This window comes from Anaerobiospirillum sp. NML120449 (genome assembly GCF_023051105.1).
In the GTDB taxonomy this organism is placed as follows: domain Bacteria; phylum Pseudomonadota; class Gammaproteobacteria; order Enterobacterales; family Succinivibrionaceae; genus Anaerobiospirillum.
This window is the reverse complement of record NZ_JALKIL010000001.1, coordinates 79,303-104,535: the sequence shown is the minus strand read 5'-3', so window position 1 is coordinate 104,535 and position 25,233 is coordinate 79,303. Positions and strand designations below refer to the sequence as shown.

Sequence of the window (25,233 nt, the reverse complement as noted above, 5' to 3'; positions counted from 1 at the left end):
TTGCTGACAGGGCTGGCAGGCAGTGTGCCGCCTCTGTTCCCATTATATGGCTTTATCATGGATATTACTTAAATGCCTGCTGATTTACTGGCATGTTTGCCGGCTGTTTACCCGGCTTAACTTACAGGATAAACTGCCACTGCAAGACGCGGCCGCAGCGCATCTCTTTGTGCTGCTCGAAGTTGCAGATGCAAGGGCAGGCAGCATCATAAGCATAAGCGTGCAAGTTCCTGAGCGTGCTGGCTCCAGCCGCGCAGGCGGGATGCTTCAGCTGCAGGGCGGCTGCTGCATGGGACTGCAAAAGCATGTGGCTGTTTCCTGTGAATGACCTTTGTCAGTGGCCAGGGCACCTGCCCAAAGGGCTGCAGACTGGGGGGTTATCAATGCGATTTTAATCAGGCATAAGGCACTATTTTTGCTAAACTGAAAAACGCACAACGGCAGACTGTGACTGCTGCCCCTACCTTTTCTTTGCCGGAGGAGTCTTTATGGCCTTTAAGAATGCCCGCATTTATTCAGTAGAAATAACCCCTGAGCTTCAGGAAATTTTCCGCAATGAAACCCGCCTTGAGGAGTGTATTACCTCAGTACGTTTCAGACCGGCCGGCGCTCAGGAAATGTCCTCCTGCGGCTTCTCCCCTGTTTTTGGCCGTCACACTGACTCCTACACTTTCACCAGCAGCGGCAGCCACTTCTTCCGTTTTACTGAGGAAAACAAGCTGATGCCATCCTCTGTAGTTAATGAGCGTCTGCTTGACATCATTGACATGAAGGAGGCCGAACTCAGCCGCAGCCTCAAGAAGAATGAAAAGCAGGCTCTCAAGCAGGCTCTGGTAGATGAAATGATGTCCAAGGCTTTTGCCAGCCGCCGTGAGCTCTTCATTATGGTCAACTCCGTTGAGGGCTTTATCGCCATTTCCGCCACCTCTGCCAAGCGCGCCGACAATGCCATTACCATGCTGCGCAAGGCCTTTGGCACCTTCCCTGCCAAGACTCTGCAGCCACGTGTGGTAGTTGAAGATCGCATGACCAACTTCATCGCCAAAGACGATCTCCCTGAGGGTATTAATCTTGGATATGACTGCGTACTCAAGAGCGATGATGATACCGGCGCAACCGTAAAGGCTACCAAAGAAGATCTGACCTGTAAGGAAATCCTCAGTCACATTGAGGCCGGCAAGCATATTACCGAACTGCAGCTGGAGCTGGTTGACCAGGCTACCTTTGTTCTCAATACCGAGCTTACCCTCAAGCGCATTACCCTTGATGATCAGTACCTTGAAAAGAACCTGCCTCAGAAGACTGATGACAAGGTAGCTGACATGCAGAGCTTCATGCTCGTTGAGGCTGATGTTATCAAGTCCATGGTCAAGTCAGTTATGCAGGCCTTTGACTGCGCAAGCCAGGGATAAGTCGTGACCTGGCGCAGTACTGCATCAGACCTCAATCTGATACACCGACCTGCCTGAACCCTCCATCGGGGCCCGGTATCTGCACAGGATATCGGGCCCTGATGTTTTCTGCATGACATGGGCATGCTCGCGCATGCTCAGACCTCGGCCGGCTGAGCACGCCTGCGACAGCGCATGGCGTCCGCAGTGGCCGGCTGCGACTGCTGCAGCTGCAGCTGCCGCAGCTGCCGCAGCATGGCCGCCCGGAGCAGTTGCCGGTGGTGGTGGCGGTGGTAAAAGGCTTTTGGACCAGGTTAATGGCTCGAGGCAGGTTTAATGGCTGTATGGTATGGCCGGATGCTGTGAGGTCGCTGCGAAGGGCTGCAGCCGGGCTTGTGTTATCAAAGTGAGGGCACGGGTGCGAAAAATGAGCGGACCAGGGGCCCTCACGGGCGGCTTATTTTTGTACAATAGGGCGCTTTTTATGTCTGGCAGATCAGCTGTTTTTGCTCTGTGTCCGACTTAAATTTACCTACCTGCGGCAGCTGAGCCGCATCAGCAATAGAGGCAGGGAAAGGCCGTACGGAGGCTGCACTTTTAAGTGCAGATCCGCTGCAGCCGGCCCTGAATGTGATGATTAAGATTAGACCTAATACCCATATCTTCGGCTTAACAATGAACTCAGGCTGTGACTGCAGCTCATCGTGTGGCTGCTCATCGTCAGCTCCTGCCGCAGGTGAGGAAAGCTACCTTGCTCATGCCACCAGTGCAGGCGAGGCTGGCGCTGCAGCTGCTGGCAGCGCAGCTGGCAAGGGCATTCGTACCATGCCAGGCACAGGCAAGGGCATGGGCGTAATCGGCAAGTCCGAAAACGGCTCCATTCTGCTCAAAAAGCCTGAGATTCTGGCCCCGGCCGGCTCCCTGCAGCACCTTTACATGGCCTGTGACTACGGTGCTGATGCCGTCTACGCCGGTATTCCACGCTGGTCTTTACGTGTACGCGGCAACGGTTTTACCCGTGATGACTTTGAAAAGGGCATCAACTACGCTCACTCCCTGGGCAAGAAGTTCTTTGCCGTTCTCAATGTTATCCCTCATGTGCGCCGCTCCGGCTCCTTTGTACCTGCCCTTGATGAAGTAGCCGCCTTAAAGCCTGATGCATTCATCATGGCCGATCCAGGTCTTATTGACCAGGCTCTGGAGCGTCACCCTGATATTCCTGTACACCTCAGTGTTCAGGCCAATACAGTTAATCCTGGCACAGTAAGGTTCTGGCAGAAGCTTGGTGTCAAGCGCTGCATTCTGGCCCGTGAACTTTCTCTTACCGAAATTGAAATGATTCGCAATGAGTGCCCTGACATGGAGCTTGAGGTCTTCGTGCACGGCGCTCTGTGTATCGCTGTTTCCGGCCGCTGCCTGATCTCCGGCATGCTGGCCCGCCGCGACGCCAATGTCGGCACCTGCAACAATGCCTGCCGCTGGAACTACCGCGTCAAGGATCTCCATCTTGAGGACGCCGCTACTGTTCAGCGCATCACCGGCATGAGAGCACCTGCTGACATCAATCCTCTTGATCTGCGCGACGCTCCAGCTCTGTGCTCCGAGATCGAGGAGACCTCACGCCGCCAGGGCGAATGGATGCCAATGGAAGAGGATGAGCACGGCTCCTACCTCATGAACTCCAAGGATCTCTGTGCTCTGCCAGTCATTAAGCGTCTTATGGAAATCGGCATTGAGAGTCTCAAGATTGAAGGCCGCTCCCGCTCTCCTTTCTACTCAGGTGGCATGTCTCGCGCCTACCGTCTGGCTGTTGATTCCCTGGCTCAGGGCGGTGAGATTCCTCAGGAGTCATGGGATATTGTCAACTCCATCCCGGCCCGTGGCTACACCACTGCCATGCTCGAGCCTGCCAATGCAGCCAACGAGATGCAGGATTATGAGACCAATGCTCCAGCTCCAGGTCAGTGGCAGGTAGTTGGCCAGATTGAGCGCCAGGAAAACGGCCGTATCTACATCAAGGTCAAAAACCGCTTTACCTCCACCTCAGGCCTGATGGTCTACACCCCACAGGGTCCGGTAACCCTGCAGGGCAGCACCATGCTCGACAAGCACGATAAGCCTTGTGAGGTAGCCCCAGGTGACGGCTACTATGTCTCCCTGGCCTGCGATCAGCAGCTTGACCTGCGTACTGCCGTCCTGCTGCGCGACGACCGCGCCTGATAGCAGCGCCGGCCAGCACCACCAGCGCCGGACGCAGCGGCCAAAGGACAGGGCCCGCTCTCATTGACCATGAGGGCGGGCCCTGCTGTTTTGTAAAGCACCACTAACTAAAAAGGGCTGAACTGCATAATGCAGATCAGCCCTTTGATTAGGAAAAGACTTAACTGTTACTTTCTGTAAGCGCTCCCCGCCCCGTGCTTTGCCGCAGGATTTGGCTGCAGGCTTTAGCCCTGGCCTGCGCCAGGGCATCAGTGCAGCCCCGAACCGGGGTCCGTACTGATGCTCAGGCTTATGCTGGCCTGGCCTGGTCTGACGGCGCCGTGCGCAGGCAGCCGTGACGGTGACATCAGGGTGATGTCAGGGGAGCTGTAATAATTGTGGGGGTCAGAATTAAATTACTTCTTGCCCTGCTTCTGTAAGAAAGCAGTGCCCAGATCAGGGAAGTCGGTGAATACGCCGTCAGCGTCGGCATCGATTAAGATGGCCTTGAAGAGCTGGTCAACGTCAGTGCAGTACTCAGGGAGCTTGTCAGCACGTACTGTGTATGGGTGAACCACCATGCCGTTGGCGTGAGCGTTCTTGACGAAGTCATTTACGACAATTTTGCCCTTACTGGTCTTCTTGAGGTCAAAGAGCATTTCGTAGGTTGGGCCCAGACCGGTAGCGTACTTGGAAACTTCCTTGAAGTTCTTTGGATCGAGCAGGTAGTTGAAGTCAAATACTTCCCACTTGCCGTTCTTGAGCTCGTAGGTCTCCTTCCAGTCGGTGTAGCCAAGGAGCATAACAGTCTTGAGGTCCATGCCCATCTTTGGCATCAGCTCGGTCTTGACGTACTTGAGGTCAGGATAGTCAAAGGTCTGGAAGATTACGTTGGAATCCTTGGAGGTATAGCCATACTTCTTGAGAACCTCAAGGGTAGCCTTGGAAATGTCCTTGCCTTCCTGCTTGTGGAACCATGGAGCCTTGGTCTCAACATACAGACCGATGTCCTTGCCCATGGTCTTGTTCAGGCCCTGAACAAACTCGATTTCCTCTTCCAGGGTGTGGATACGGAAAGTGGACTTGAAGATTGGGAAGCGGTCCTTGTAGCCCTGAACACGCTTGCCGTTTTCAATCTCAAAGCCCTCAGTGAAGTTAAGGGTCCTGATCTCATCAAGAGTAAAGTCGATGACATAGAAGCGGCCATCCTTACGGGCACGCTTAGGGAACTTGTCAGCTACGTCGGTTACACGGTCAAGGTAGTGATCGTGAACAACAACCAGACGATTGTCTTTGGTCATGGCAAGGTCCTGCTCAACATAGGATACGCCCATGTTGTAGGCCAGAGCCTTGGACTCCAGGGTGTGCTCAGGCAGATATGCAGAGGCGCCACGGTGGGCAACAATGATCTTGTCCTGAACATTACCTGCATAAGCATTATTAACCATGGCAGAAGAACCCATTACAGTGGCAGCAAGAACTGCTGCAGTTAAGGCACTCTTAATTAAACTCATGACAACAACCTCAAGGTAAGAAGTATTAATTATTGATACCGGCACCAGCACAGACCGCCCTGCCAGACCTGACATGCAGCCACATCAGCAGATGCGTGGTCACTGCACGGCAGCTGGCCTGGGCCAGATTCCGCGGCATAAAGCTTATCTGTATGTAAGATTAGCCCGTGCAGGTCGGGGTATGACTTGCTGCTGCAGCTAAGGGGGCATGACGGCAGCATGCAGTCATACGAGGCACTGCGCCGGTATCGGCAAACAAAGAAACAGTATCGGTCTCCTGAAAGCCATACGCTCTTCGTTCACGCCCACAGTGGAGCGACAGGCAAAAGCACAGGGTCAGGCAGGAATACCAGGCAAGACTGATGGAAAAGAAAACAGCAAACAAGGGACTTAACAGAAAAGAACCTGTTAACAGCCCTAAAAGTAGAAGAAAACTACACTGACATACTGCAAAAGCATATAAAAGCTCACAACATCATGGGAGTAACTCCCGGCTTATATATGCAGCTGGCTGATAAAAAGCACCTTGCTTAAAAGCAGCTTATTGCAGGTCATGAAATTCGCATCCAGCCTTGCTTTAGTGGCCATAATTTTAGATGTCGATCATGTTAAAAATATAAAATTTTGATAAAAAGTATGTTCTGCATCACATCCTGAGCAAAAACTCTTCCTTAAACTGCCACGACAGCTCAACAGGCTGTATCTTTGTACACTATAAAAACATGATATAAACGCCATTTGTAACTTGTATGACAGACAATATCGAGATTTAACCATTTTGTGATATGTGTACATATTATCCGTGCCTGCGAACATAAAGCACGTGCACATCCTGAAAACCCCAAAAACCCCCGCCCAGCCTCAACTTTTCTCCACTTTTCACCGTCTTTTATCAGGAAAAGCCTTCCTCCCAGCCGTATTTTACCGTGCCCTGCCCACGGCAAAGGCACGCTAATTTATCCCGCTGGCACGCCCCATCACCCGTAAAATCCAGGCGCCCTGCCACACCATTGCGCTCGCTTTGGTTAAGAAAAGTCCCTCTCCCATGTAAAGGATCATGCACTTGCTCAGGCCCATGCCCATGCTCATGCTCATGTTCATGAACATGACCTTGCCTGCGGGCAATGCCATTGCCATCCAGATGCTTATGCTCTTGCCCATGCCCCGGCTCGCGTTCATGTTCTTTACAGGAGCAATGCCCCGTCTCATTACAACAGCCAATGCTGCTGCCCCATCGTTGACTGGTGCAGCTGGTACAGCTGCTGCAGATGAGCATGGCGGATGCTACTGCCCTGCATGGCATTGCGCCATGCAGCTGTTCCCTGCCCTGTACTCCTTTTCCAAACGCCATGCGCCGTGCCTGTCACTTAGCTGGCTCCTCTGCTCAGCGCTGTGCTGCGTGCGGCTTCTTATAGCCACAGCGCTTTGCCTGCAGCCAGGCCGACAGATCCTCATTTCGGTTCCCCTGTTACTAAAATCTGATTGCTGACCACTCAGCTCTTTGAGCACGTCAGTGCCCTGATCACTGGCAGAGCGCGCCAGCGCATTGCCATGCAAAATACTTTACATAATAAAAGGTAGCGCTTTTATGCTCTGGAGCATGGACTGTCAGGCTGCTGCCATGGTACGGGCATGAAAGCTCCCTTGGGTAGTACGACTGCCTGTCAGTCTGACAGATAATACTCTACATAATTAAAAGCAGCTCATTTATGTCTTGCTGTTTGTTGCCTGATTACAGGCTTGCTTGCTGGCTGATTTTCTTGTGGAATGCCGGGACGCAGGTGGGAATGGAAAGATGCAGGCCGGGATGGAAAGCGGCAGGTGGGACTTTAAAGCATAAGGTGGGGATGCAGTGGCCTTGTGCATCAAAATGCAAAAGGCCATAGAGCGCTGACTCTATGGCCCTGGGCAAATGTGTGAGGGCATGGCATGTGCCTGATGGCACATGCCTGACCTGTATGGGCGCGCATGGCATGGTCCATGGCACTGGCACCGGAACCCTGATTTGGCAGTAGCCCGGTGGTGCTGCGTTTATGGTTTTAGGAATTGTCTTTTTCCAGCAGGCGCTGACAGATATCGCGCAGTCTGGACATGCGCTCCATGAAGTCGTGTTCTGCAGCACTGGCCTGGTCCACCTTGCCCTCGTTTTCCTGCATATAGCCGTTTACGCGGTCTATGCAGGCCTGAATGGACTGGCGGTCGCGGGTGGCTCTGACCACCATCTGGACCTCACGCAGCCAGTAACCGGCCTTGTCCTCATAACTGTCGCACTGCTTGCGCAAGTCGCTAATAAGCGCATAAATAGCATGCTGCTGCATGCGCACACTGCTGCCGCCAGACTTTGGAAGCTTGCGTATCAGACTGTTGAGCTCGGTCATCATGCGATCGCTCTGTGCGGAGTAATCAGACGACGCTTTGGTAAGCAGCTCGCGGTTGACCGGGATAATCTGCAGAAAATCCCTGTCATTGAGCTCAAGACGGCGCTCAAGCTCCTCAATCATGGTCATAAGGCGATTATTGAGGGCAATATTGTCCTTAATCTGGGCATTAAGCAGCTCACAGGACTCGCGGAAAATCTCTTCCACCGGGGTGCTGCTGTTTTTGTGAGCATCAAAAATGGAGCTCTTGCCTCCAATAATGCTGTCCTTTCTGCAAACCATGATTTCTCCTGGCTGATAGTTATCCTGTATTGAACGCAGCGCCATGGCGCGCCTGCCATGGCAGCCATGCCGCCATGAGCACTGGCCAGTGCGCCCTTGCCGCCATGGGCGCCGGCCAGGGCAGCTGTGCGCCCTGTGGTGTACTGCTGTGTAGCTGGTGCCGGGCGGGCCTGGGGCTGATTAGCGCTTCTTGCGCTTTGTGTTCCTGGAGGCGCGTGAGCCGTTTTTAGGCTGAGCGCGCACACCTGTTACTTTGACTACGCCAGGAGTGGCAGTGCCTTTGGCGGCACTGGCTGCTGCGGCAGCCTGAGCTTCGCGGGCGGCCTTGAGGCTGTCACGGCGCTTTTCCATGTAAACATGGTTGTGGTAATAAGAGCCATCAAAAGGATGCTTGCTCTCAGTACCCTGTTTGAGCAGAGGCTCAATCAGATTATAGAGGCGATCTACTGAAGCCTCGATGCCGGTCAGGGCAGCAGCCTCAGCGCAGGCAGCGGTGTAGTCTTCAGTAAGGAGCTTTTCCAGGGCCTCAACATAAGGAGCGATTTCCTCATCTGTAGGCAGGCAGCACTGATCTTCCATGGAAGATGCTGGAGGTGGCAGGCAGATACCGCCACGGCCATCGCCCATGGCCTCATAAAGACCGCCATTATTGGTAGCCAGTACCGGAATGGAATTGAGATTGGCCTCGGTAACCACACGGCCCCAGCTCTCATGCCACAGTGATGGAGCAACCAGCACACGGGTCAGAGCATAAACAGCTGAGATATTGGAGGTATGCTCAGCCACGTCAATCATGCTCACAGGATTAACACCGTCAGGTCCTACCAGAGGCTTGCCGTCCGGCCAGTGCAGGGAGCACAGAATCTGCTCGTAATTGCCACGGCTCTTAACAATAAGGAACTTCTGATCAGGATGCTTTTTATTCCATGTCAGGGCCAGCTTGATAAAGACGGCAATACCCTTGGCATGGGACGGATTGATCATGGTGATGTACTTTGGGTCACGGCTTTCAGGGCTGGCCACCACCTGCCTGGGCTCGATGAAGTTACCTACATGAGCCACATCCATGTCAGTCTCAACACGGTAGAAATCTGAAGTTGCCTTGGAGGTGGTAAAGACAATGTCACAGTCATTAAAGCCAAAGCTGGTGTGAGAGCCATTGCACAGGGCATAAACCACAGGAATACCACGGGCACGGGCCTCGGAGCGCATGACTGAGGAGAAAATATCGGCACTGTAGGTCATGACCAGATCAGGCTCATACTGCTCGAGCATCTGAGCATAGAGCAAAAAGAGCTCAGTCTGATCCTGGGCACGCAGCTGGTCAACATCATAGTGCGGAGTATTGTGGATAAAGTACTCAATACCATCGAGATTGAACTGGTAGAAACACTTGTTACCGTTGATGGCTACAGCAGGCTCCAGCTGACGGCGAATGGTGTTGATATTGGCCATACCCTGCTCATCATCGGCATTGGCAGCATTAAGAACCATAACGTCAATGCCGCGCTGGTGCAGCTTTTCCAGCATGAGCTTGCAACGAATGGCGGCACCTGAGCTGGTGTCCAGCAGTGACGGAATGGAATACCACAGAATCTTGTAAGCCATCTTTTCAATCCTTATTTGTGTGTCTGCCCGATATTCTATCAGTTTAAGGCTGCATATGTGCCGTGCCGCACTACGGCCTGGCGCCCGGATAACTGCCCCGCCGCACGGCGTACAGCTGACAGCGTTGCCGCGCGGCGTACATCTGGCTGCGCTGCCGCGGCGTACATCTGGCTGCGCTGCCGCGCAGCGTATGCATGAGGCCCTGCACTGCGCACAACTGACAGTGCTGCGGCACTGCGCACAGCTGGCAGTGCTGCAGGCTCTTTATCAGCTGCCCTGGGCTCAGCCCCAGATCAGTCTCTGATCAGCATCTGACCGGTCCCTGATCGGGGCCTGCGGCTCTGCGCTTTATCAGCTCGTGCTGACACCGCTTTTTATCAGCTTTTGCGGGCAGTGCTCTTGCGCTGGCCATGGCGAGAGCCTTTGCCTGTGCTCTTAATGCCGCCCTTGCTGTTGCGTGTGCCGCTGCCTTTGGCAGCACCGGCAGCCGGGGCAGCTGCAGTGGTGCTCACAGTATTGTCATTTTCCTGCTTTGCACCTGTTACTACTGTGCCTGAGGTCTCTACTGAAGCTCCTGCAGCAGCGGCGGCGGCATCAGCCTGGCCCAGAGCACAGCTGTTATCGCCAGCGGCAGCAGCGGCTGATGGCACGGCGGCGGCAGCCGCTGCGGCGGCCGGTGCGGCATCATGGGCTGGCTGCTGCGGCTGGGTGCTGACGCCATTTTCGCGATCGCGCTTTTCCTTCATGTAGCTGTCAGACAGGAAGAAGGAATTGGTATATGGGGTACGGGTCTGGCGTGAGCGCTCCATCAGCGGCACGATAATGTCGATAAGGCGCTGAAGATTGCGCTCAGGGGCGTTAACTGCAGCTGCTGCGCGTACACGCTCGGACCAGTCCTGGGTCATGAGGTTTTCAAGAGCCTCAAGGTAAGGAGCAATTTCCTCATCTGATGGTACGCACAGATTGTCGTCGTAGGTATTACGCGGTATATCAAGAACAATACCGCCAATGGTGGACTCATCAATGTTCCAGCTGCCATCCTCACCTGTGATTACCCTGGCACCCATGGCCTCAGGCAGGCCGCCAAAGCGGGTGCCCAGCACAGGAATGCCGCTCATAATGGCCTCAGTGGCCACCATACCCCAGGCCTCATAGCAAAGAGAAGGGCAGACCATGACACGGGTAATCTGATAAACAGCCCTGATATTGCTGGTGTGCTCGGCCAGATCCACGTGAGAGAGTATGTCATTGGCCTCAGGGGTGCTCAGGAAAGAGGTACCGTCCTTGTAATGCAGGGAGCGTACTGTGTTTTCATAATCACCACGGCTGCGCACAATGAGAAAGCGCTGGTCAGAATGCGGATATTTCTTCCTGAAAGCCCTGATAAGTCCGATAAAGAGCGCAATACCCTTGTAAGGGGTAGGATTTACCATGGTGATATAGCGCGGATCGCGTGGGGCATCAGGAGGCAGGACCTTATCCTGATTGATAACAATGCCAAAAGGCTGCACTTTAACATGACGGTCATTACGACGGTTGTAATAAGAGCAGGCCGCAACGGAATTGGTTACTACGGCATCGCAGTCAGGGAAGGAGAAATTGTCATGAGAGGCATTGCACACGGCATAGACTGTGGAAATACCACGGGCTTTGGCCTCACGACGCAGACTGAGGGAAAAGAGATCAGGACAGAAGCCCATGACCAGATCAGGCTTGAAGTCCTCGATAATCTTGACAAAGATAGACCATACCAGGGTCTGCTCCTTGGCCACTATCTCATTGAGGCGGCTGGAGCCTGTTTTGACCACTACATACTCAAGGCCGTTAAGACTGAAGCGGTAAAAACCCTGATCATTGTCAGGCAGCTCAGCCACCATGGAATTGAATTCCTTCATGCCACTGTCATCATCGGCAATGGTGGCATTAAGCACCATTACTCCAACTCCACGGGCACGCAGTGACTCGAGAATATACTTGTTGCTGATGGCAGCACCATTGGAGGTGTCAATCAGACAAGGCAGGGAATACCACAGAATCTTGAAAGGCTTCTCTAACATAATCTTTCCTGAGTAATACAAGGTCCAGCCCGGCTGTGGCAGTGACAGGCCGGTGCGGCACTGAGTCAGTCTGGTGCCTGGACGGTCTGAGGCAGCGCATGCATGCAGCCAGGGCAGCTGCAGCATGCCGCTGCGGGCACTTGGGCAGCTGCCTCTCATGCATGCGTGCGCATGCCTGAGAGGCAGCTGAGACATGCGCGGCTGCTGCTTTGTACGCCTGAACTGGTGCCCGGGTGCGGCCTGATGTTGTGGCCGGGGCCGCAGGAGATGCAGATTTATATGCGCTGCAGCTGCCTGTCTGTGGGCCCGCCAGCTGTTGAGTAAGTGGATAACAGATACGACAATGCCGCAGCGGCCCCTGCCCGGAGTCGCTGCGGCATTGGCAGATCATCATCTGCGCCTGGCCCTGAGGCCCGGCTGCAGACAGTGACCGCTGCCCATTTTCTGGGCCTGCGGTCTGACAGAGCCAGATCAGGCAGAGGCGGCAGTTTGCCGCCTGAGCCTCACCGACACTGACTATGACTGCGGGGTCCTGCAGACCGCCACAGTCACAGGATCCGGTATTACCAGTCCTGACTGTCAGATCTCCAGATCATCAGGGAAGTTGGCGTTGTGGAACACTTCCTGAACGTCGTCGAGATCCTCAAGGTAGTCAATCATGCGGATAAACTTCTCAGCAGTCTCGGCATCAAGAGCGGTCTCGGTGGAGGCGGTCATGGTTACCTGAGCATTGGAAGGACTGATGTTCTGAGCGGCAAAGGCGTCAACAACAGGCGCAAAGGTTTCAGGAGTGGTGTAAACGTCGATAGAGCCGTCGTCGTTGACAATAATGTCCTCAGCACCAGCCTCAAGACCGATGTTCATGGCGGTCTCTTCGTCTACTGGCATGTTACCGGCCTCATCAGGCAGGAAGTTGATAATACCCTTTCTGGTGAACAGATAGTTAACGGAACCGGAAGTACCCAGGTTGCCGCCAAACTTGGTAAAGCCGTGACGAACGTCAGAGGCGGTACGGTTACGGTTATCGGTCATGCACTCAACCATAACGGCAACGCCGCCTACACCATAGCCCTCATAGGTAATGGACTCGAGATCAGAGCCCTCACCACCACCAACACCACGCTCAATGGCGCGCTTGATGGTGTCACGGGTCATGTTCTGAGCCAGAGCGGAAATCACGGCTGAACGCAGACGTGGATTGGCAGCCTCATCACCGCCGCCCAGACGGGCAGCTGAGGTGATTTCACGGATCAGCTTGGTAAAGATCTTACCGCGCTTGGCATCCTGTGCAGCTTTACGGAAGCGGATATTGGCCCATTTGGAGTGACCTGCCATGATTATCTCCTAATTATTTCTCAATGTCGGTTACAGCAATTGCCAGCTCATTTAAAGCTGCAGGTGAGGCCAGATTTGGAGCCTCAGTCATTAAACAGGAAGCAGCCGTGGTCTTAGGGAAGGCAATGACGTCACGGATGTTCTCAGTGTGGGTAAGCAGCATGGTCAGACGGTCAAGACCGAAGGCCAGACCGGCATGTGGAGGGGCGCCAAAGGAAAGAGCGTCGAGCAGGAAGCCAAACTTCTCACGTGCCTCTTCCTCACTGATACCCAGAACGGTAAATACAGCCTTCTGCATGTCATCGTTGTGGATACGTACAGAGCCGCCGCCTACTTCGTAGCCGTTGATTACCATGTCATAGGCATCAGCATAGACGCTCATAGGATCGGCAATCAGCTGCTCAGGGGTAACACCGGCCGGAGCGGTGAAAGGATGGTGCATAGCGGTCAGACCGGCTTCCTCAGTCATCTCAAACATTGGGAAGTTGACTACCCACAGGGCCTTGAAGCCAGGGTTGATGAGGTTGTGGTCACGGGCAGTCTGGCAGCGCAGGGCACCCATGAAAGTCTGGCACTTGACGCGCTTGCCGCAGCCGATGAAGACGATATCGCCATCACGGCCCTGACAGGCGTTGACCATGGCAACAAGATGCTCAGGACTTACATGTTTGGCTACAGAAGACTGCAGACCCTCAGCACCTTTGGCCAGCTCATTGACCTTGATATACATAAGGCCGCTGGCACCGAGCTTCTTGACGTAATCGGTATAGCCGTCGATATTCTTGCGGCTTAAGGCAGCACCGCCTGGCAGAGCAAAGGCAACTACAGCGCTCTCAGCGTCATTGGCAGCCTCGGACAGTACCTTGAACTCGCTGTCCTTAACAATCTCATCAAGGCCGTGCAGCTCAAAATCAATACGCAGATCAGGCTTGTCAGAACCAAAGCGCGCCATGGCCTCAGACCAGGAAAGCACAGGGAATTTGCCCAGATCAACATTCTCTTCACGCTTGAACAGACCGACCATCATCTGCTCCATGACATCACGTACATCCTGGGATGACATGAAGGAGGTCTCGATATCGATCTGGGTGAACTCAGGCTGACGGTCAGCACGCAGGTCTTCGTCACGGAAGCACTTGGTGATCTGATAGTAACGGTCAAAGCCGGCTACCATCAGCAGCTGCTTGAACAGCTGTGGTGACTGAGGCAGAGCGTAGAACTTGCCGTGGTGAATACGGGATGGGACAAGATAGTCACGGGCACCTTCAGGGGTAGCCTTGGTGAGCATAGGGGTCTCTACATCGATAAAGCCGTTGTCATCAAGGAAGGAGCGGACAAAGCGGGTGATGGAGTGACGCTTTGTGAAACTGGCCACCATTTCAGGACGGCGCAGATCGAGATAACGGTAGCGCAGACGCTGCTCTTCAGTGTTGTCCTGATTAAAGTCCAGAGGCAGAACGGCAGCACGGTTGAGGATCTCAAGACCTGAGGCATAAACCTCGATGGCACCGCTCTTCATGCCGGAGTTGACCTGGGACTCAGGACGGGCACGTACGGTACCGGTAACCTTGATGCAGAACTCGTTGCGTAAGGTGGCAGCCAGCTCATGAACATCCTTGACATCAGGCTCGAAAACCACCTGAACAAGTCCGGTTCTGTCGCGCAGGTCGATGAAGATAAGACCGCCTAAATCGCGGCGCTTGTTGACCCAGCCGCACAGGGTTACAGTCTGACCGGCTTCGTTCAGACCAACCTGATCACAGTAATGTGAACGCATTGACATATGAAATTGCCTATGAAATTAATCAAAAATCCGTACCCGGAGCTCACAGCCTACAGTGCTCTGTTACTGACAGCTCACAGTGACCTTTACTGATTGCCCGCTGCGGCAGGACAGCCAGGGCAGCCACCGCCTGCCGGTGCGGCAGAGCAGCTCTCGTTCTTAAAAGGTGATTTGGAACTGCCAAAAACACCAACACCCTTCAGATCGCAATTGGAGGCGCTGATAAGCTTGACCAGGGTCTCCTGCTCACAGGCAGGGCAGTGAGTAAGGGCTGGAGCGCTCATGGACTGCAGTTTTGTCAGGGTATGACCGCAGCCTGAGCAGCGATACTCATAAAATGGCATCGAAAAACCTTGCAAATTAAGCCCCCCAGGCACCAGGCCTCAAGGAGCATGACAACTTAAATGACTGCATCAGGCGGCCTGCAGCCCGTGAAAAATCATCAGGACCGTATGGGCGGCACGGCAGTCGGCCCCGGTCAGTAACAGCTGACCGTCAGGCTTTGCTAAGCCCACAATTATAGCTTTTTTAGCCTGGACTGACTACAGACAATCAAAGCCCTGCCCAAAATGCCCCCGCGCTGCCCGCCATGAATGCAATGACTGCAGCCATTACTACAATGCCGACAGCAATGTCCCACAGCTATGGTGCAGCCATACCCCACAGCCATGGCGCATCCTTGGCCCACAGCCATGGCGCAGCCAGCCCACATCCGCGCCTCCACGCACCTGCAGCCAGGCTGCAGGCCACGTGACCAGGCGGCGGCGTCCATGAGCCATGAGGCTCTGGCAAAAGCCGATTCTGCCGGTGCCATGCACAGGACAGGATGACGAACCTCGTCGGGTCTGGTCAGATTTTTTCCATTAAAAAAGCCGGGTGAGGAGCCCGGCTTTGATATATCGAAGTATTCTTTGGGATAGCTTTATGAGATGGGGATGGTCTGACCTGCTGGCACACTAAACTCTCAAACCTGTGTACCATGAGGTCTTATCCCCAAAACCGTGGCCTTAACGGACGTTGAGAATGGCGTCCATTACTGTGCTGTTAGTCTGCAGAGACTGAGCATTGGCCTGATAGTTACGCTGTGCGGTAATCAGCTCAACAAGTTCGGCAGTCAGGTCCACATTGGACAGCTCCAGGTTGGAGCCCTTAATGGAACCGGCTGAACCGCTGTTAGCTTCCATGGCCTGAGCCTCGCCTGAGCTGTTGGACTGCTTCCACTGGGTGTCACCAATCTTGGTGAGGCCCTGAGCATTGGCGAAGTCTGCCAGAGCTACCTTACCAATGGCCTCACGCTGGCCGTTGGAGTACTCACACTGGATAATTCCGTTCTCATCTACGGACATGCCGGTGAGAATACCGGTGGAGTAACCGTCATTGGTCGGAGCTTCAGTTACCTGGAAATTGGTAGAACCGTACTGGGTAGCGCTGAACTTGATGTTGATAATCTGCTGCGGATCAGTACCCTGACCAAGAGCGCCATGCAGGGAGCCGTCACCGCTGTAGTGAGCCTTCTTACCATTTGGATCATTTTCAAATGTAGGATCCAGGTAGTTACCGCCACCTGTCATGGTGCCGCCCTGGGCATCATTTGGCTTACCAAAAAGCTGCTCACGCAGGCTGTTGGTAAGAGCGCCGGCTGCATTTGGGTTTACCAGGTCAATCTTGCCTGGGACCATGCCCTTCATTTCGCCATTTGGCTCAAAGGTAATCTTGAAACCGAAGAAGTTGGAACCGGCTACTGATGAGGTGCTGGAACCTGGAACAGTGATGGCTACAGGGTTTTCATTGCCCTGCTGAGCTACGTCTACTGGCTTACCGTCTACGTATGGGATAACGGTCCAGACGGTATTGTTCTTACCATCAGTTGCATTCTCAGGACCCATCTTAATCATGTAGTAGGTAACAGTGTGGGCAGTACCCAGAGAGTCATGAATGGTCTGAGAAGTGGAGGCGTGATAAGTCTTGGAATCCTTTGGATCGAAATTGGTAATGTACTGCTTGAAAGAGGTTGGATCTGGTGGGTTACCGGTATCAACTGTGCCATCAGGCTTACGCATTAAGCCATACTTAAGGTTCTCACCCTTCATCTGATCAGCAGTAAGGGTCTTGCCCCAAGGGTCGGCCTTGAGGTCTTCAAACTTTACAGGCTCTTTATCGGCTGGCAGGTTTACACCAAGGCCGATGGAGCTGGACTGGTTTGGAGCACCAGTGTCAGATGGCAGCTTGATGTTGTGAGCGCTGTTTAAATCCAGGGAGGAGGAAGTGCCGTCAGCGTTGACGTCCCAGCCCTGCAGATAGTCACCAGTAGCGGTTACGATATAGCCATCCTTGTCGGTCTGGAAAGCACCGTTACGGGTGAAAGTGAAACCGTCACTGCCCGGAGCGGACAGTACGAAGAAACCGTTGCCCTGAATGGCCATATCAAGAGGGTTACCGGTGTCGCCGGAGAGATTACCCTGTACGAACTGCTGGGCTACAGTTGTATTGACCACACCCATGCCTGAGGCAGTTTTGCCATTACTGAAAATGCTGTTGGCATAAACATCAGCAAACTCAGCACGGGATTTTTTAAAGCCAAAAGAATTCGAGTTAGCGATGTTATTGGAAGTAACATCGATATGCTTCTGAGAATTCTTAATGCCACTGACAGAAATACCAAACATGAGTTCTACCCCACTAGTCGAAGAATAAAAAGACCTGAAACAACAGGCGGTTTTTCTCTCCAGAGCCATCCTGTCTAAGCTCACATGAGCAACGCCTGTGCCAGTTGCTACGCCCTTTCTTTTTAACTCTGTCCACTGTCAGATTAAGATTGTGTTATATATGCCCGTCAAATAGAAAATCTTCATATCTATAGCAAAGACCGTTTCTGTATCAAGATTTTTCAATAAAAGCTTTTCTGATCGTTTTATGAAGCTTTTTTTCTCCCTGGCCGCACTCTAATCCCACTGTTTTGCTCATTCAAAGGACTTTTTGCACCATAAGGCGGCAAAAATGCGGCTAAAGCTTGCCGCAATACCGTTTCATACATCCCGGCGCTGTGCCCCTGCTTTGTTCCGGACAGTTCATAAAAGCCATTAATATCACAATAATGAATGTACGCTTGATACATTGCCGCCTGCGGCATATGCCGTGCAGCTGCACACACGCCCGGCTACTGACCTGGCCGGGCCTAACATTGCACTCCTGCTGTATCCCTGGTTGCCCCTTTACTGCGCCCTTTACTGGCCGCCCGTGCCACCTCAGGGAGGCATAACAGGACGGCGCGAGCTGATAATAAAAAAGGCACCATGACCTGAGTATGAGCTCTGATCGTGGTGCCTTTATGGCTTTGTGGCCTGCCGCCTTCTTTATTGGGCCTGCAGGCTTATGGACGGCTTACTTGCCGGAGTTGCCGGTTGCACTGTCGGTGCCTGCGGCATTGTCCCTGTCATCGGCCGTGGCAGCGGCGGCTTCGGCCTCAACGGCGGCGCGGCCGCTGGCTGCTGCAGCTGCAGCTGCCTCCGGCGCGTCAGCGTGCTGCTCATGAGTCTGGGACTGGAATGGAGCAGCGGCCGGTACGCTTACCGGGGCGGTGCGTGGTCTGGCATTAGACCATGACTTGCCACTGTCGGACGAGGCGCCGGCCGGAGCGGCGGCCGTGGCGGCGGCAGCTGCGGCTGCCCTGGCCATGACCGGGCCGGAGGCCTGGGCATACTGGGACAGGAGGCTGCTGCCCTTGTGGTTGATGCGGCGGGTGATATACATGATTACGCCCAGCATCACTACCAGCAATATGGTGCCTACCAGCAGAGCATAGGCCTGGATATGCACAATGGCAAAGAGTACTGAGTACATGGCCAGCAGCATCAGCAGTATGCATGCTGCGCTGCGGACCGAGTTGAGTACGGCCTTGAGGTACAGGGCAATCATGCCAGACATGAGCACGGCGGCGGTGACATAGGATACGGTAAAGCTGAAGTGCTCAGACATGGACAGCAGTACCATGTAGAACAGAATCAGGGCTGAACCTACCACCACATACTGTACCAGGGAGACAGTACGGCGTGAGACTATTTCAAAGGCCAGTACGGTCACAAAGGTCATGGCAATAAAGAGCAGTACATACTTGGTCAGGCGCTCAATGAGGGTGTAGGACATGGAGCGGTCAGCAAGGCTTACTACATAGCCACTGGACTCTGACAGTCTGAACTTTTCGACCTTCAGGTGATCGGCTGTGCCTGTAGCCAGGCTGCTCAGGCGGTACAGGGCCTCAAAGGTCCTGTTCTGCTCATCAACGCTGTGCTCCGATGGCAGGAAACGGCCCTGGAATGATGGCACAATGCCACTGCCTGATATGGCAGTGGTGCTCTCCACGCCCAGAGGCTGATACTTGAACTGCTGGGAGCCGCGCAGGGTAAAGGCAGCACGGTACTCAATCTGACCCGGACGGAGCAGACGGTACGATGAGCTTTCGGCACGACCTGCATGAGCTGCAGCTGTATTGTCCTCACGGGCACGCTCAGCATCGGCATCAAGGGTATTGTACAGAGCCGGACGGCCATCGGTTGGAGAGCTCTCCCCCAGAGGACGGGCGGACATAATGTCACTGATATCCTGTGAGCTCAGGCTGATACAGAAGCCGCTGTCACGGGCTGATGGCTGTGCCGGGAAGTCACGGCCGTTAACATTAACGTAGTGAACCTCATCGATACCGCCGGTATCAAGCACACCAAAATACAGTTTGATATCAGCTTTTCTTACCGAGACGTCAGATTCAATGGTATTGAGACGATCAGCAATGTGGGCCAGATCAAAGGAGCCCTGCTGCTCTACTCTTACCTTGTACAAAAGAGCCTCGTAATTGCCGCGCTTGCGCACCTCGGAGGTCAGGGTGCTGGAGGAGTGGGCAAAATCGGAAATGAAATACCATTCGGCAAGAGCCTGTGAGCGTGTCTGCCTGGTGTAGAGCTCACCATCTTCCTCATAGGTGTTTACTGTGCGCTTTTCTACAGTAGCTGAAATGTACAGCTGAGGATCAGAGACCAGCTGACTGCCACCCCACGGGGTGGTAATGGACTCAATAGCTGAGTTTTCCGTGTACTGACGATCAGATAGTACATTTTCAAAAAACATGGACGGAATGAGCAGCAGGAGGGAAATAATGGCCACCATGAAAATGTGGACAGCCAGATTTTCAAACCACTTCTCGCCATCATTAACATTATTTGAAGTCACAGATCCTCCTGTGTTCCAGTCATCCTGTCCCCACAATCCCCTGCCATGTCCTCCATTGCCGCCGCCGGCGCCACCTGATCCGCCAGCTGCCCGCATGGCGTTGCCATTGCCGGCGTAATTGCCAGGGCCTCTGCCTGATCCGTTGCCAGGTGAAACAGTGACTCTTACAGTGCCAGCCGGGCCAGGGGCTACAGCTGCAGCGCCCGCTGCGTTATAAGCACCTGTGTGAGCTCCCGGACCACGGGCAAGTTCATCGCGACCGGGCATGCCTGGATACTGGCTGTAGTCACTGACAGTCTGTCCCTGAGGGCCATGAGGCTGATCAGAGCCATTAAATGGAGCAGATACTGAAGCTCTGTGCTGAGGCTGGGCATGGCTGTCAGCATGTGCATGAACCTGAGTTTGAGGGGCAGTCTTGCCAGGGGCGTGTGCCATGGACTGAGCCATGGACTGAGCCTGCTCTATTGCGCCCTGAGCACCTGTTGCGCCCCTGCTCTGAGCAGAGGCATTATCATCAGCCAAATGAGCGGCATCTCCCGGGGCTGCATTATCGTGCCCGTTACCCTTGACGGGGGCTGCCTGTGCGCCAGCTCCCTGTGGAGCAGAGCCTTGAGCGCCAGTACCGGGGTGAGGCTGGCCATAAGGCATGCCCATGGCCATGGCCATTTGAGGCGGATAAGGCCATGGCGCAAAGCGCATTTGAGAGCCCTGAGGGCCCGGCATGCCATAAAAGCCAGGCGGGAAAGGCATGCCTGGCATCATGCCAGGTGGCATGCCCGGCTGGGCTGACTGCGGCATGCCAGGCGGCACCATGCCCTGAGGCATCTGGCCCTGACCTGGGGCCTGATACATGCCCTGTACCGTAGGACGGGCCCCCCATGGATATGGCGGTACAGTGGCACCGCCAGGCATGGACGCCCAGTTGCCCTGAGGGACAGAACCTGCGGCACCCTGCGGGCTGGCGGTATCTGCAGCAGCGCCAGAAAGATCAGGTTGCGCCTGATCCTGCCTGACTGCTGTCTGTTCTTCACTCATAAAATTGCTCTCCCCATGGCGGATGCTTTGACTGCCGCCACTTTCTGGCTGTTGATTATTCTTACTGCTCCGGGCATCACTTTGTACTTCCTGCCCGGCAGTGCTGCCCGGGCTTATGCCCGAATCAAAAAACCTCTGTTGCTTATCCCCTCCGGCGCCGACATCTAAATGACCACTCTCAGCCTTGTCATCATCAGAGCCATAATCAGAGTCATTACCTGAGCCCTGGGCATCAGAGCAAAGGCATTCGTAAGACTTCTGTAAATCAGCTTCCGGCTGTACAACGGCATTTTCCTCACGGCCGACATCCCCTTCGGCAGCCGCTGCCGTTGCCAGGTGCTCACTGCCAGCATCTGAAGCTGATGGCCCGGAGTCATTAGATAAGGCCTCGAGCCCGGCTGCCTGAGCGCCTGCCTGATCCTCAGCCTCAGCCTCAGCCGCCTCAGCAACTTCAGCTGATACTGCAGCGCCCGCACCAAACTCCTGTTCACGCTCAATACTGTCACTTACTAAGGATGGAGCATTTTCATTCCTGAGGGTCATGCGGCTGTCAAAATGATCGGCCCTTGCTGAGCTGGCCGAATCTTCTGCACTGGCTGAACTGACTTCACTGGATGCGCTGGATGAGTGGTCGGCACCTGATGCTATGACTGCATGGTCGGCACCTGATGCGCTGGCCGAACTGTCTGCACTGACTGAATAGTCGGCACTGGCTGCGCCGTATGTCCGACTGGCCAGCCCTGAATCATCCTGATAAGACTCATGCTTGGCTTCGCTGTCATTTTCATATAAGTATCCGTGATCATGGACAGGCTCATTGTTACGGGCATTGCCATGTACAGGCTCATTGTCATGGGCAGATTCATTGTCACGGGCATTGCCATGGCCATAGCCATGGGCAGAGGCTGCATGGTGGGACCAGGAGTGGTCACTGTTGCTGTCAGAGGCAGTGAAAGCGCTGTGCTTATTTGTCTGAGTAAAGGACGGGGCGTCATCATCCCAGGCATCGATATGGCTGCCCTGACGGGAAGAGCTGTTGGCACTCATGGTGCTCTGATAGGCGCGGGCGGCTCTGGCAGCAAGGCCAGTCCCTGCAGATGAGGGCACAGGATCAATGGCCTCAAGCTCAATTATCTGGTCATCATACTCACTGATACCTGCAGTTAAGTCTCCGTCAGAGCTCAGGATGTCAGTGACCTCATTATGCCCATAGTGCGCAGAGTGCGGAACTGGTGAGATCTGATCCGGGGACTGGCTGTTAGTTGTCTGATTGTGCATTGACCTTCCTGGCTTTATGTCATCTGATAAAAAAGCAAAGTACCGTGTACCCGGATCTGCATGTTATTAAATACTGTGCACCTCAAATGCCGTATCCTTATGACGGCCTTGCATTATGCAGAAAATAATACTCAAGGGCCATTATGCTTAAAGAGCGTACTTTCAGGCAAGCATCATGACAACATAATAACTGCAGTCAATTGCCGTAAGGCAGGCCCCCAGTGTCCTCAGGCCATCAAAAGCATTTATGCAGCGCCCCTCTGATTGAAACATATCCCCCGGCTCTTTTATGCACTGACCTGACTGCCCCAATGCCCTTGCTGCCTGAGCTGCCTGCTGCCATGCCCTTGCTGCCTGACCTGCCTGCTGCCATGCCCTTGCTGCATTACCTGTCTGTCAGTATGGCCTCGTCATACAGGTACGCCTGTAAGCCCGTCTTGTCTTTATTCAGCCTTTGCCTGGGCCAAAGCAAAACAGGCACTCGTCCATGACCATAAAGGTATGAAATAGTGCCTGCTCTGTCAGATACATGCGCCTTAAGTCTCAGCCCAGTTAACTGTTCCTGAAGCTCTGAGAAGTCATTACTAAAAGGTCATCACAGGCAAGTGCAGTCACTGAAGTATGGCTATGACAAGGCATTTGCCATGACTTTGGCTCTGGAGCATATGACATGGCTGTGGGGCAGATGCCATGACTGTGGCTCTGGATGTGGGGCATATGCCCCAGGGAGCTGCAAATCCTGGAGAACCCTGGACTTACCGGACCGTGTCGGGCTGTCATCTGATGACAAAGCGGCCCGGGGCGATGAACTCAAGATTTTCGCTCAGAGTGATCTCACCTTCGTGCATGGAGCAGCGTACAGTGGAGCTGCTGCCCTCGGAGGTGATGCTGATACCGGCAAAGGCCTTGAAGTCCTTGCGGCTTTCAGGGTTTTCCCTGATGGCAACAATACCTGCCTTATTGTTAACCAGCACATCGAGCACAGGTGCCTGACTCCAGTCATGAACGTCTGCTGCCAGATCCACATCAAGGCCCTTGCCTGATGACACTGTCAGGGCAAGATCAGGGGCATCATCATCCATATCAACGTCATTGAGGAAAGCAGGAGAGGTTACCAGCATATGTCTGATGTCCTCATGCTGACCATGGGCACTTAAATCCTTAACCCGGGTTCTGATAATGTACATGCCTGATACGGCAGGCAGCAGCACACCCATAAACAGACCATGGAAAGAATGGCTGCTGACAGTAGAGGCTGTCAGTACGCCTCTGGTCTCCATATCAATACGCTCACGGAACATGAAGACCTCACGCAGCAGCTGCTCAAAGCTCCAGCGGCCGCCTGCAGAGGCATCAGAGCCACCAGCTGATGCTGAGCCCTCAATGATTACACTGCTGGTAGAGTTAACTGCCTTTTTGGCCAGATCACCTATGTGCAGAAGATCAAACATGGCAGCAGCGCTTTCACCAGCGCCCTCTTCTTCCTCGGCACAGGTGCCACGACCTGAGCTGATGCCCTTGCTAATAGAGCAGCTGCTGACGCTGACAGCTCCGCCGCCACCGGCAAAGACCTTGTCTACAGTGCTCTGAATACTGCGGCTTAAGGTCTGGGAGCTTACAAGGAAGGTATCCTCAGTGCTGCCCTTTACCTGGGCATCATCGCTGAGCACCATGTCACGGTCAGTTAAGGCTGCAGCCATCATGACAATAAGCAGGTCTCTGGCATCAACATCGCCCACAATGATACGGCGCTGGGAGGCATTACAGCATTCGTCGAGCATGGCAGCCAGATCATAGGCCGCACGTATCATGAACACACAGGTGCTCTTACGGTCACTGTCATCAAAGAGCACACGGTTCTTGTCATCAGGCTTCATGCCATTGACTATGTCCAGACCAGCCTGATAACAGCCATAGGTGCTCTCCTTGCCCGCAGCAGCCACTACGGCAGCTCTCAGGGAAGTGCGCAGCAGCTCGGCGGCCTTATCACGACTATCAGCGGCCGCATCATTTTCGCTGCTGTAATCAAGGCCCTCTTCTCTGTCATCACCACAGGGATCGTTAATATGTGAGGTAAGCAAAAAGTACAGAAAGTGAGCAAATCCTGGCATGTTCAATCCTCTCAGCAAATCAGGGCAAATGAGCAATCAACGGGTAAGTCATGGCACATAAGATCGATACGCTCCGTATCAGTATGACCATACTGGCACTGCAGCAGACAGAGTACTGGCTGACACCGGCCATGGAGAGTCCACAAGGCAGGGATAAAGACTGCACAATGCAGAACCCCGTTTCTGTGCATACTATGCTCATTATAGGGGCCAGCTCATCATGCTGACGCCAGGTGATGAAAATGCGCATTCCCCCGCACCGGCTCCCCAGGATCAGCTGGCAACAGCTCACAACACACAGCACATTTCCCGAGGTGGACAAAAAGAAAGCTCAGCCAGCCACCGACCAGCAGACGCCGCTTCAACAGGCAAGCACAGTCGGCCACAACATTCCATTGATCAAGAAAAGCAAAGACAGGTCCCACACTCAGCAAGCACCCAATGAGTGGCAGCGCTGCGTATGCGCTGCGTCAGCACTGCCAAGCGCGGCACTGCATCCCCTGACAAAGTTGCTCCCCCACACTCGCAAAGCCCCCCAATGAGTGGCAGCGCTGCGTCAGCACTGCCATGCGCGGCACATCTGCCCCTGGCAAAGCTACTCCCCCACACTCATAAAGCAGGCACAGTCAGGCCCCCACATTGAGCAGGTGTTGTATATACTGCCGTGATAAGACACAAATTGAGACAGTACCGTCACCCTGTTATCTATCTGGCAGCGCCCGCTCACCAGGCTACTGTATCGCCCTTTGTGTCCAGTACAGTATGCTCAGGTCAGATACATGCGTATCTACGCAGTGGACTGATGGCGACGGGCTGCTTTCATCTAAACAGTGCTCAGGATCCCTGTCCGGCGCTGAATGGCGGCCGCTCCTGTTATTTTGGAGGTTAACAGCTTCTGCCATACTGTAGTGCAGGCATCCGGACGGCTGCGTCATGAGTGCGCGGGGAGCTGCTGGGCCTGGTCGGACTGAGCGCCAGGGGCGGCGCGGTGCACTATGTGGCAGAGACTGGCAGTCAGTTATGAGCTGAAAAGTAATGGCAC

At 54.1% G+C, this 25,233-nt stretch carries 14 protein-coding genes; 3 read left to right on the top strand and 11 right to left on the bottom strand.

Annotated features, from left to right (window positions below):
- Window positions 1–46 precede the first annotated feature (46 nt).
- The 3 genes from MXE41_RS00250 (at window position 47) to MXE41_RS00240 (ending at window position 3,611) form a co-directional block, all read left to right on the top strand.
- On the top strand, window positions 47–328 hold the full coding sequence (locus MXE41_RS00250) for a hypothetical protein (protein WP_247098947.1): 282 nt from the start codon (window positions 47–49) through the stop codon (window positions 326–328).
- 160 nt (window positions 329–488) lie between these two features.
- Entirely contained in the window at window positions 489–1,412 is a 924-nt protein-coding gene (gene rdgC, locus MXE41_RS00245; protein WP_247098946.1) for a recombination-associated protein RdgC, read from the top strand.
- A gap of 612 nt (window positions 1,413–2,024) precedes the next feature.
- Complete coding sequence (locus MXE41_RS00240) at window positions 2,025–3,611, top strand: U32 family peptidase C-terminal domain-containing protein (protein ID WP_246978298.1); 1,587 nt, start codon at window positions 2,025–2,027, stop codon at window positions 3,609–3,611.
- Window positions 3,612–4,006: 395 nt separating this feature from the next.
- Here the strand turns inward: MXE41_RS00240 and glpQ are convergent, their stop codons facing one another.
- The 11 genes from glpQ to MXE41_RS00185 all read right to left on the bottom strand — a co-directional run bounded on the left by glpQ (window position 4,007) and on the right by MXE41_RS00185 (window position 24,191).
- The gene (gene glpQ, locus MXE41_RS00235; RefSeq protein WP_247098945.1) at window positions 4,007–5,104 is read right to left on the bottom strand and encodes a glycerophosphodiester phosphodiesterase; all 1,098 of its coding nucleotides are present in this window, start codon (window positions 5,102–5,104) and stop codon (window positions 4,007–4,009) included.
- 951 nt (window positions 5,105–6,055) lie between these two features.
- Complete coding sequence (locus MXE41_RS00230; protein ID WP_247098944.1) at window positions 6,056–6,265, bottom strand: hypothetical protein; 210 nt, start codon at window positions 6,263–6,265, stop codon at window positions 6,056–6,058.
- An 878-nt stretch (window positions 6,266–7,143) separates the two neighbouring features.
- Window positions 7,144–7,764, bottom strand: coding sequence for a hypothetical protein (locus tag MXE41_RS00225; protein ID WP_247098943.1), 621 nt, complete (start codon window positions 7,762–7,764; stop codon window positions 7,144–7,146).
- 180 nt (window positions 7,765–7,944) lie between these two features.
- Window positions 7,945–9,372 (bottom strand): glycosyltransferase family 4 protein, encoded by a 1,428-nt coding sequence (locus tag MXE41_RS00220; RefSeq protein ID WP_247098942.1) that lies wholly within the window; start codon window positions 9,370–9,372, stop codon window positions 7,945–7,947.
- 377 nt (window positions 9,373–9,749) lie between these two features.
- On the bottom strand, window positions 9,750–11,429 hold the full coding sequence (locus MXE41_RS00215) for a glycosyltransferase (RefSeq protein WP_247098941.1): 1,680 nt from the start codon (window positions 11,427–11,429) through the stop codon (window positions 9,750–9,752).
- Window positions 11,430–12,008: 579 nt separating this feature from the next.
- Window positions 12,009–12,764, bottom strand: coding sequence for a YebC/PmpR family DNA-binding transcriptional regulator (locus MXE41_RS00210; RefSeq protein ID WP_246978291.1), 756 nt, complete (start codon window positions 12,762–12,764; stop codon window positions 12,009–12,011).
- Window positions 12,765–12,777: 13 nt separating this feature from the next.
- Entirely contained in the window at window positions 12,778–14,541 is a 1,764-nt protein-coding gene (gene aspS / locus MXE41_RS00205) for an aspartate--tRNA ligase (RefSeq protein WP_247099033.1), read from the bottom strand.
- 92 nt (window positions 14,542–14,633) lie between these two features.
- A complete protein-coding gene (locus MXE41_RS00200; protein WP_246978290.1) occupies window positions 14,634–14,891 on the bottom strand; it encodes a zinc ribbon domain-containing protein in 258 nt (85 codons plus the stop codon).
- Between the two features lie 663 nt (window positions 14,892–15,554).
- Window positions 15,555–17,213, bottom strand: coding sequence for a flagellar hook protein FlgE (locus tag MXE41_RS00195; protein ID WP_247098940.1), 1,659 nt, complete (start codon window positions 17,211–17,213; stop codon window positions 15,555–15,557).
- Window positions 17,214–17,928: 715 nt separating this feature from the next.
- Window positions 17,929–22,080 (bottom strand): cell envelope integrity protein CreD, encoded by a 4,152-nt coding sequence (gene creD, locus MXE41_RS00190; RefSeq protein ID WP_247098939.1) that lies wholly within the window; start codon window positions 22,078–22,080, stop codon window positions 17,929–17,931.
- Window positions 22,081–22,856: 776 nt separating this feature from the next.
- On the bottom strand, window positions 22,857–24,191 hold the full coding sequence (locus MXE41_RS00185; RefSeq protein ID WP_247098938.1) for a hypothetical protein: 1,335 nt from the start codon (window positions 24,189–24,191) through the stop codon (window positions 22,857–22,859).
- Window positions 24,192–25,233 lie beyond the last annotated feature (1,042 nt).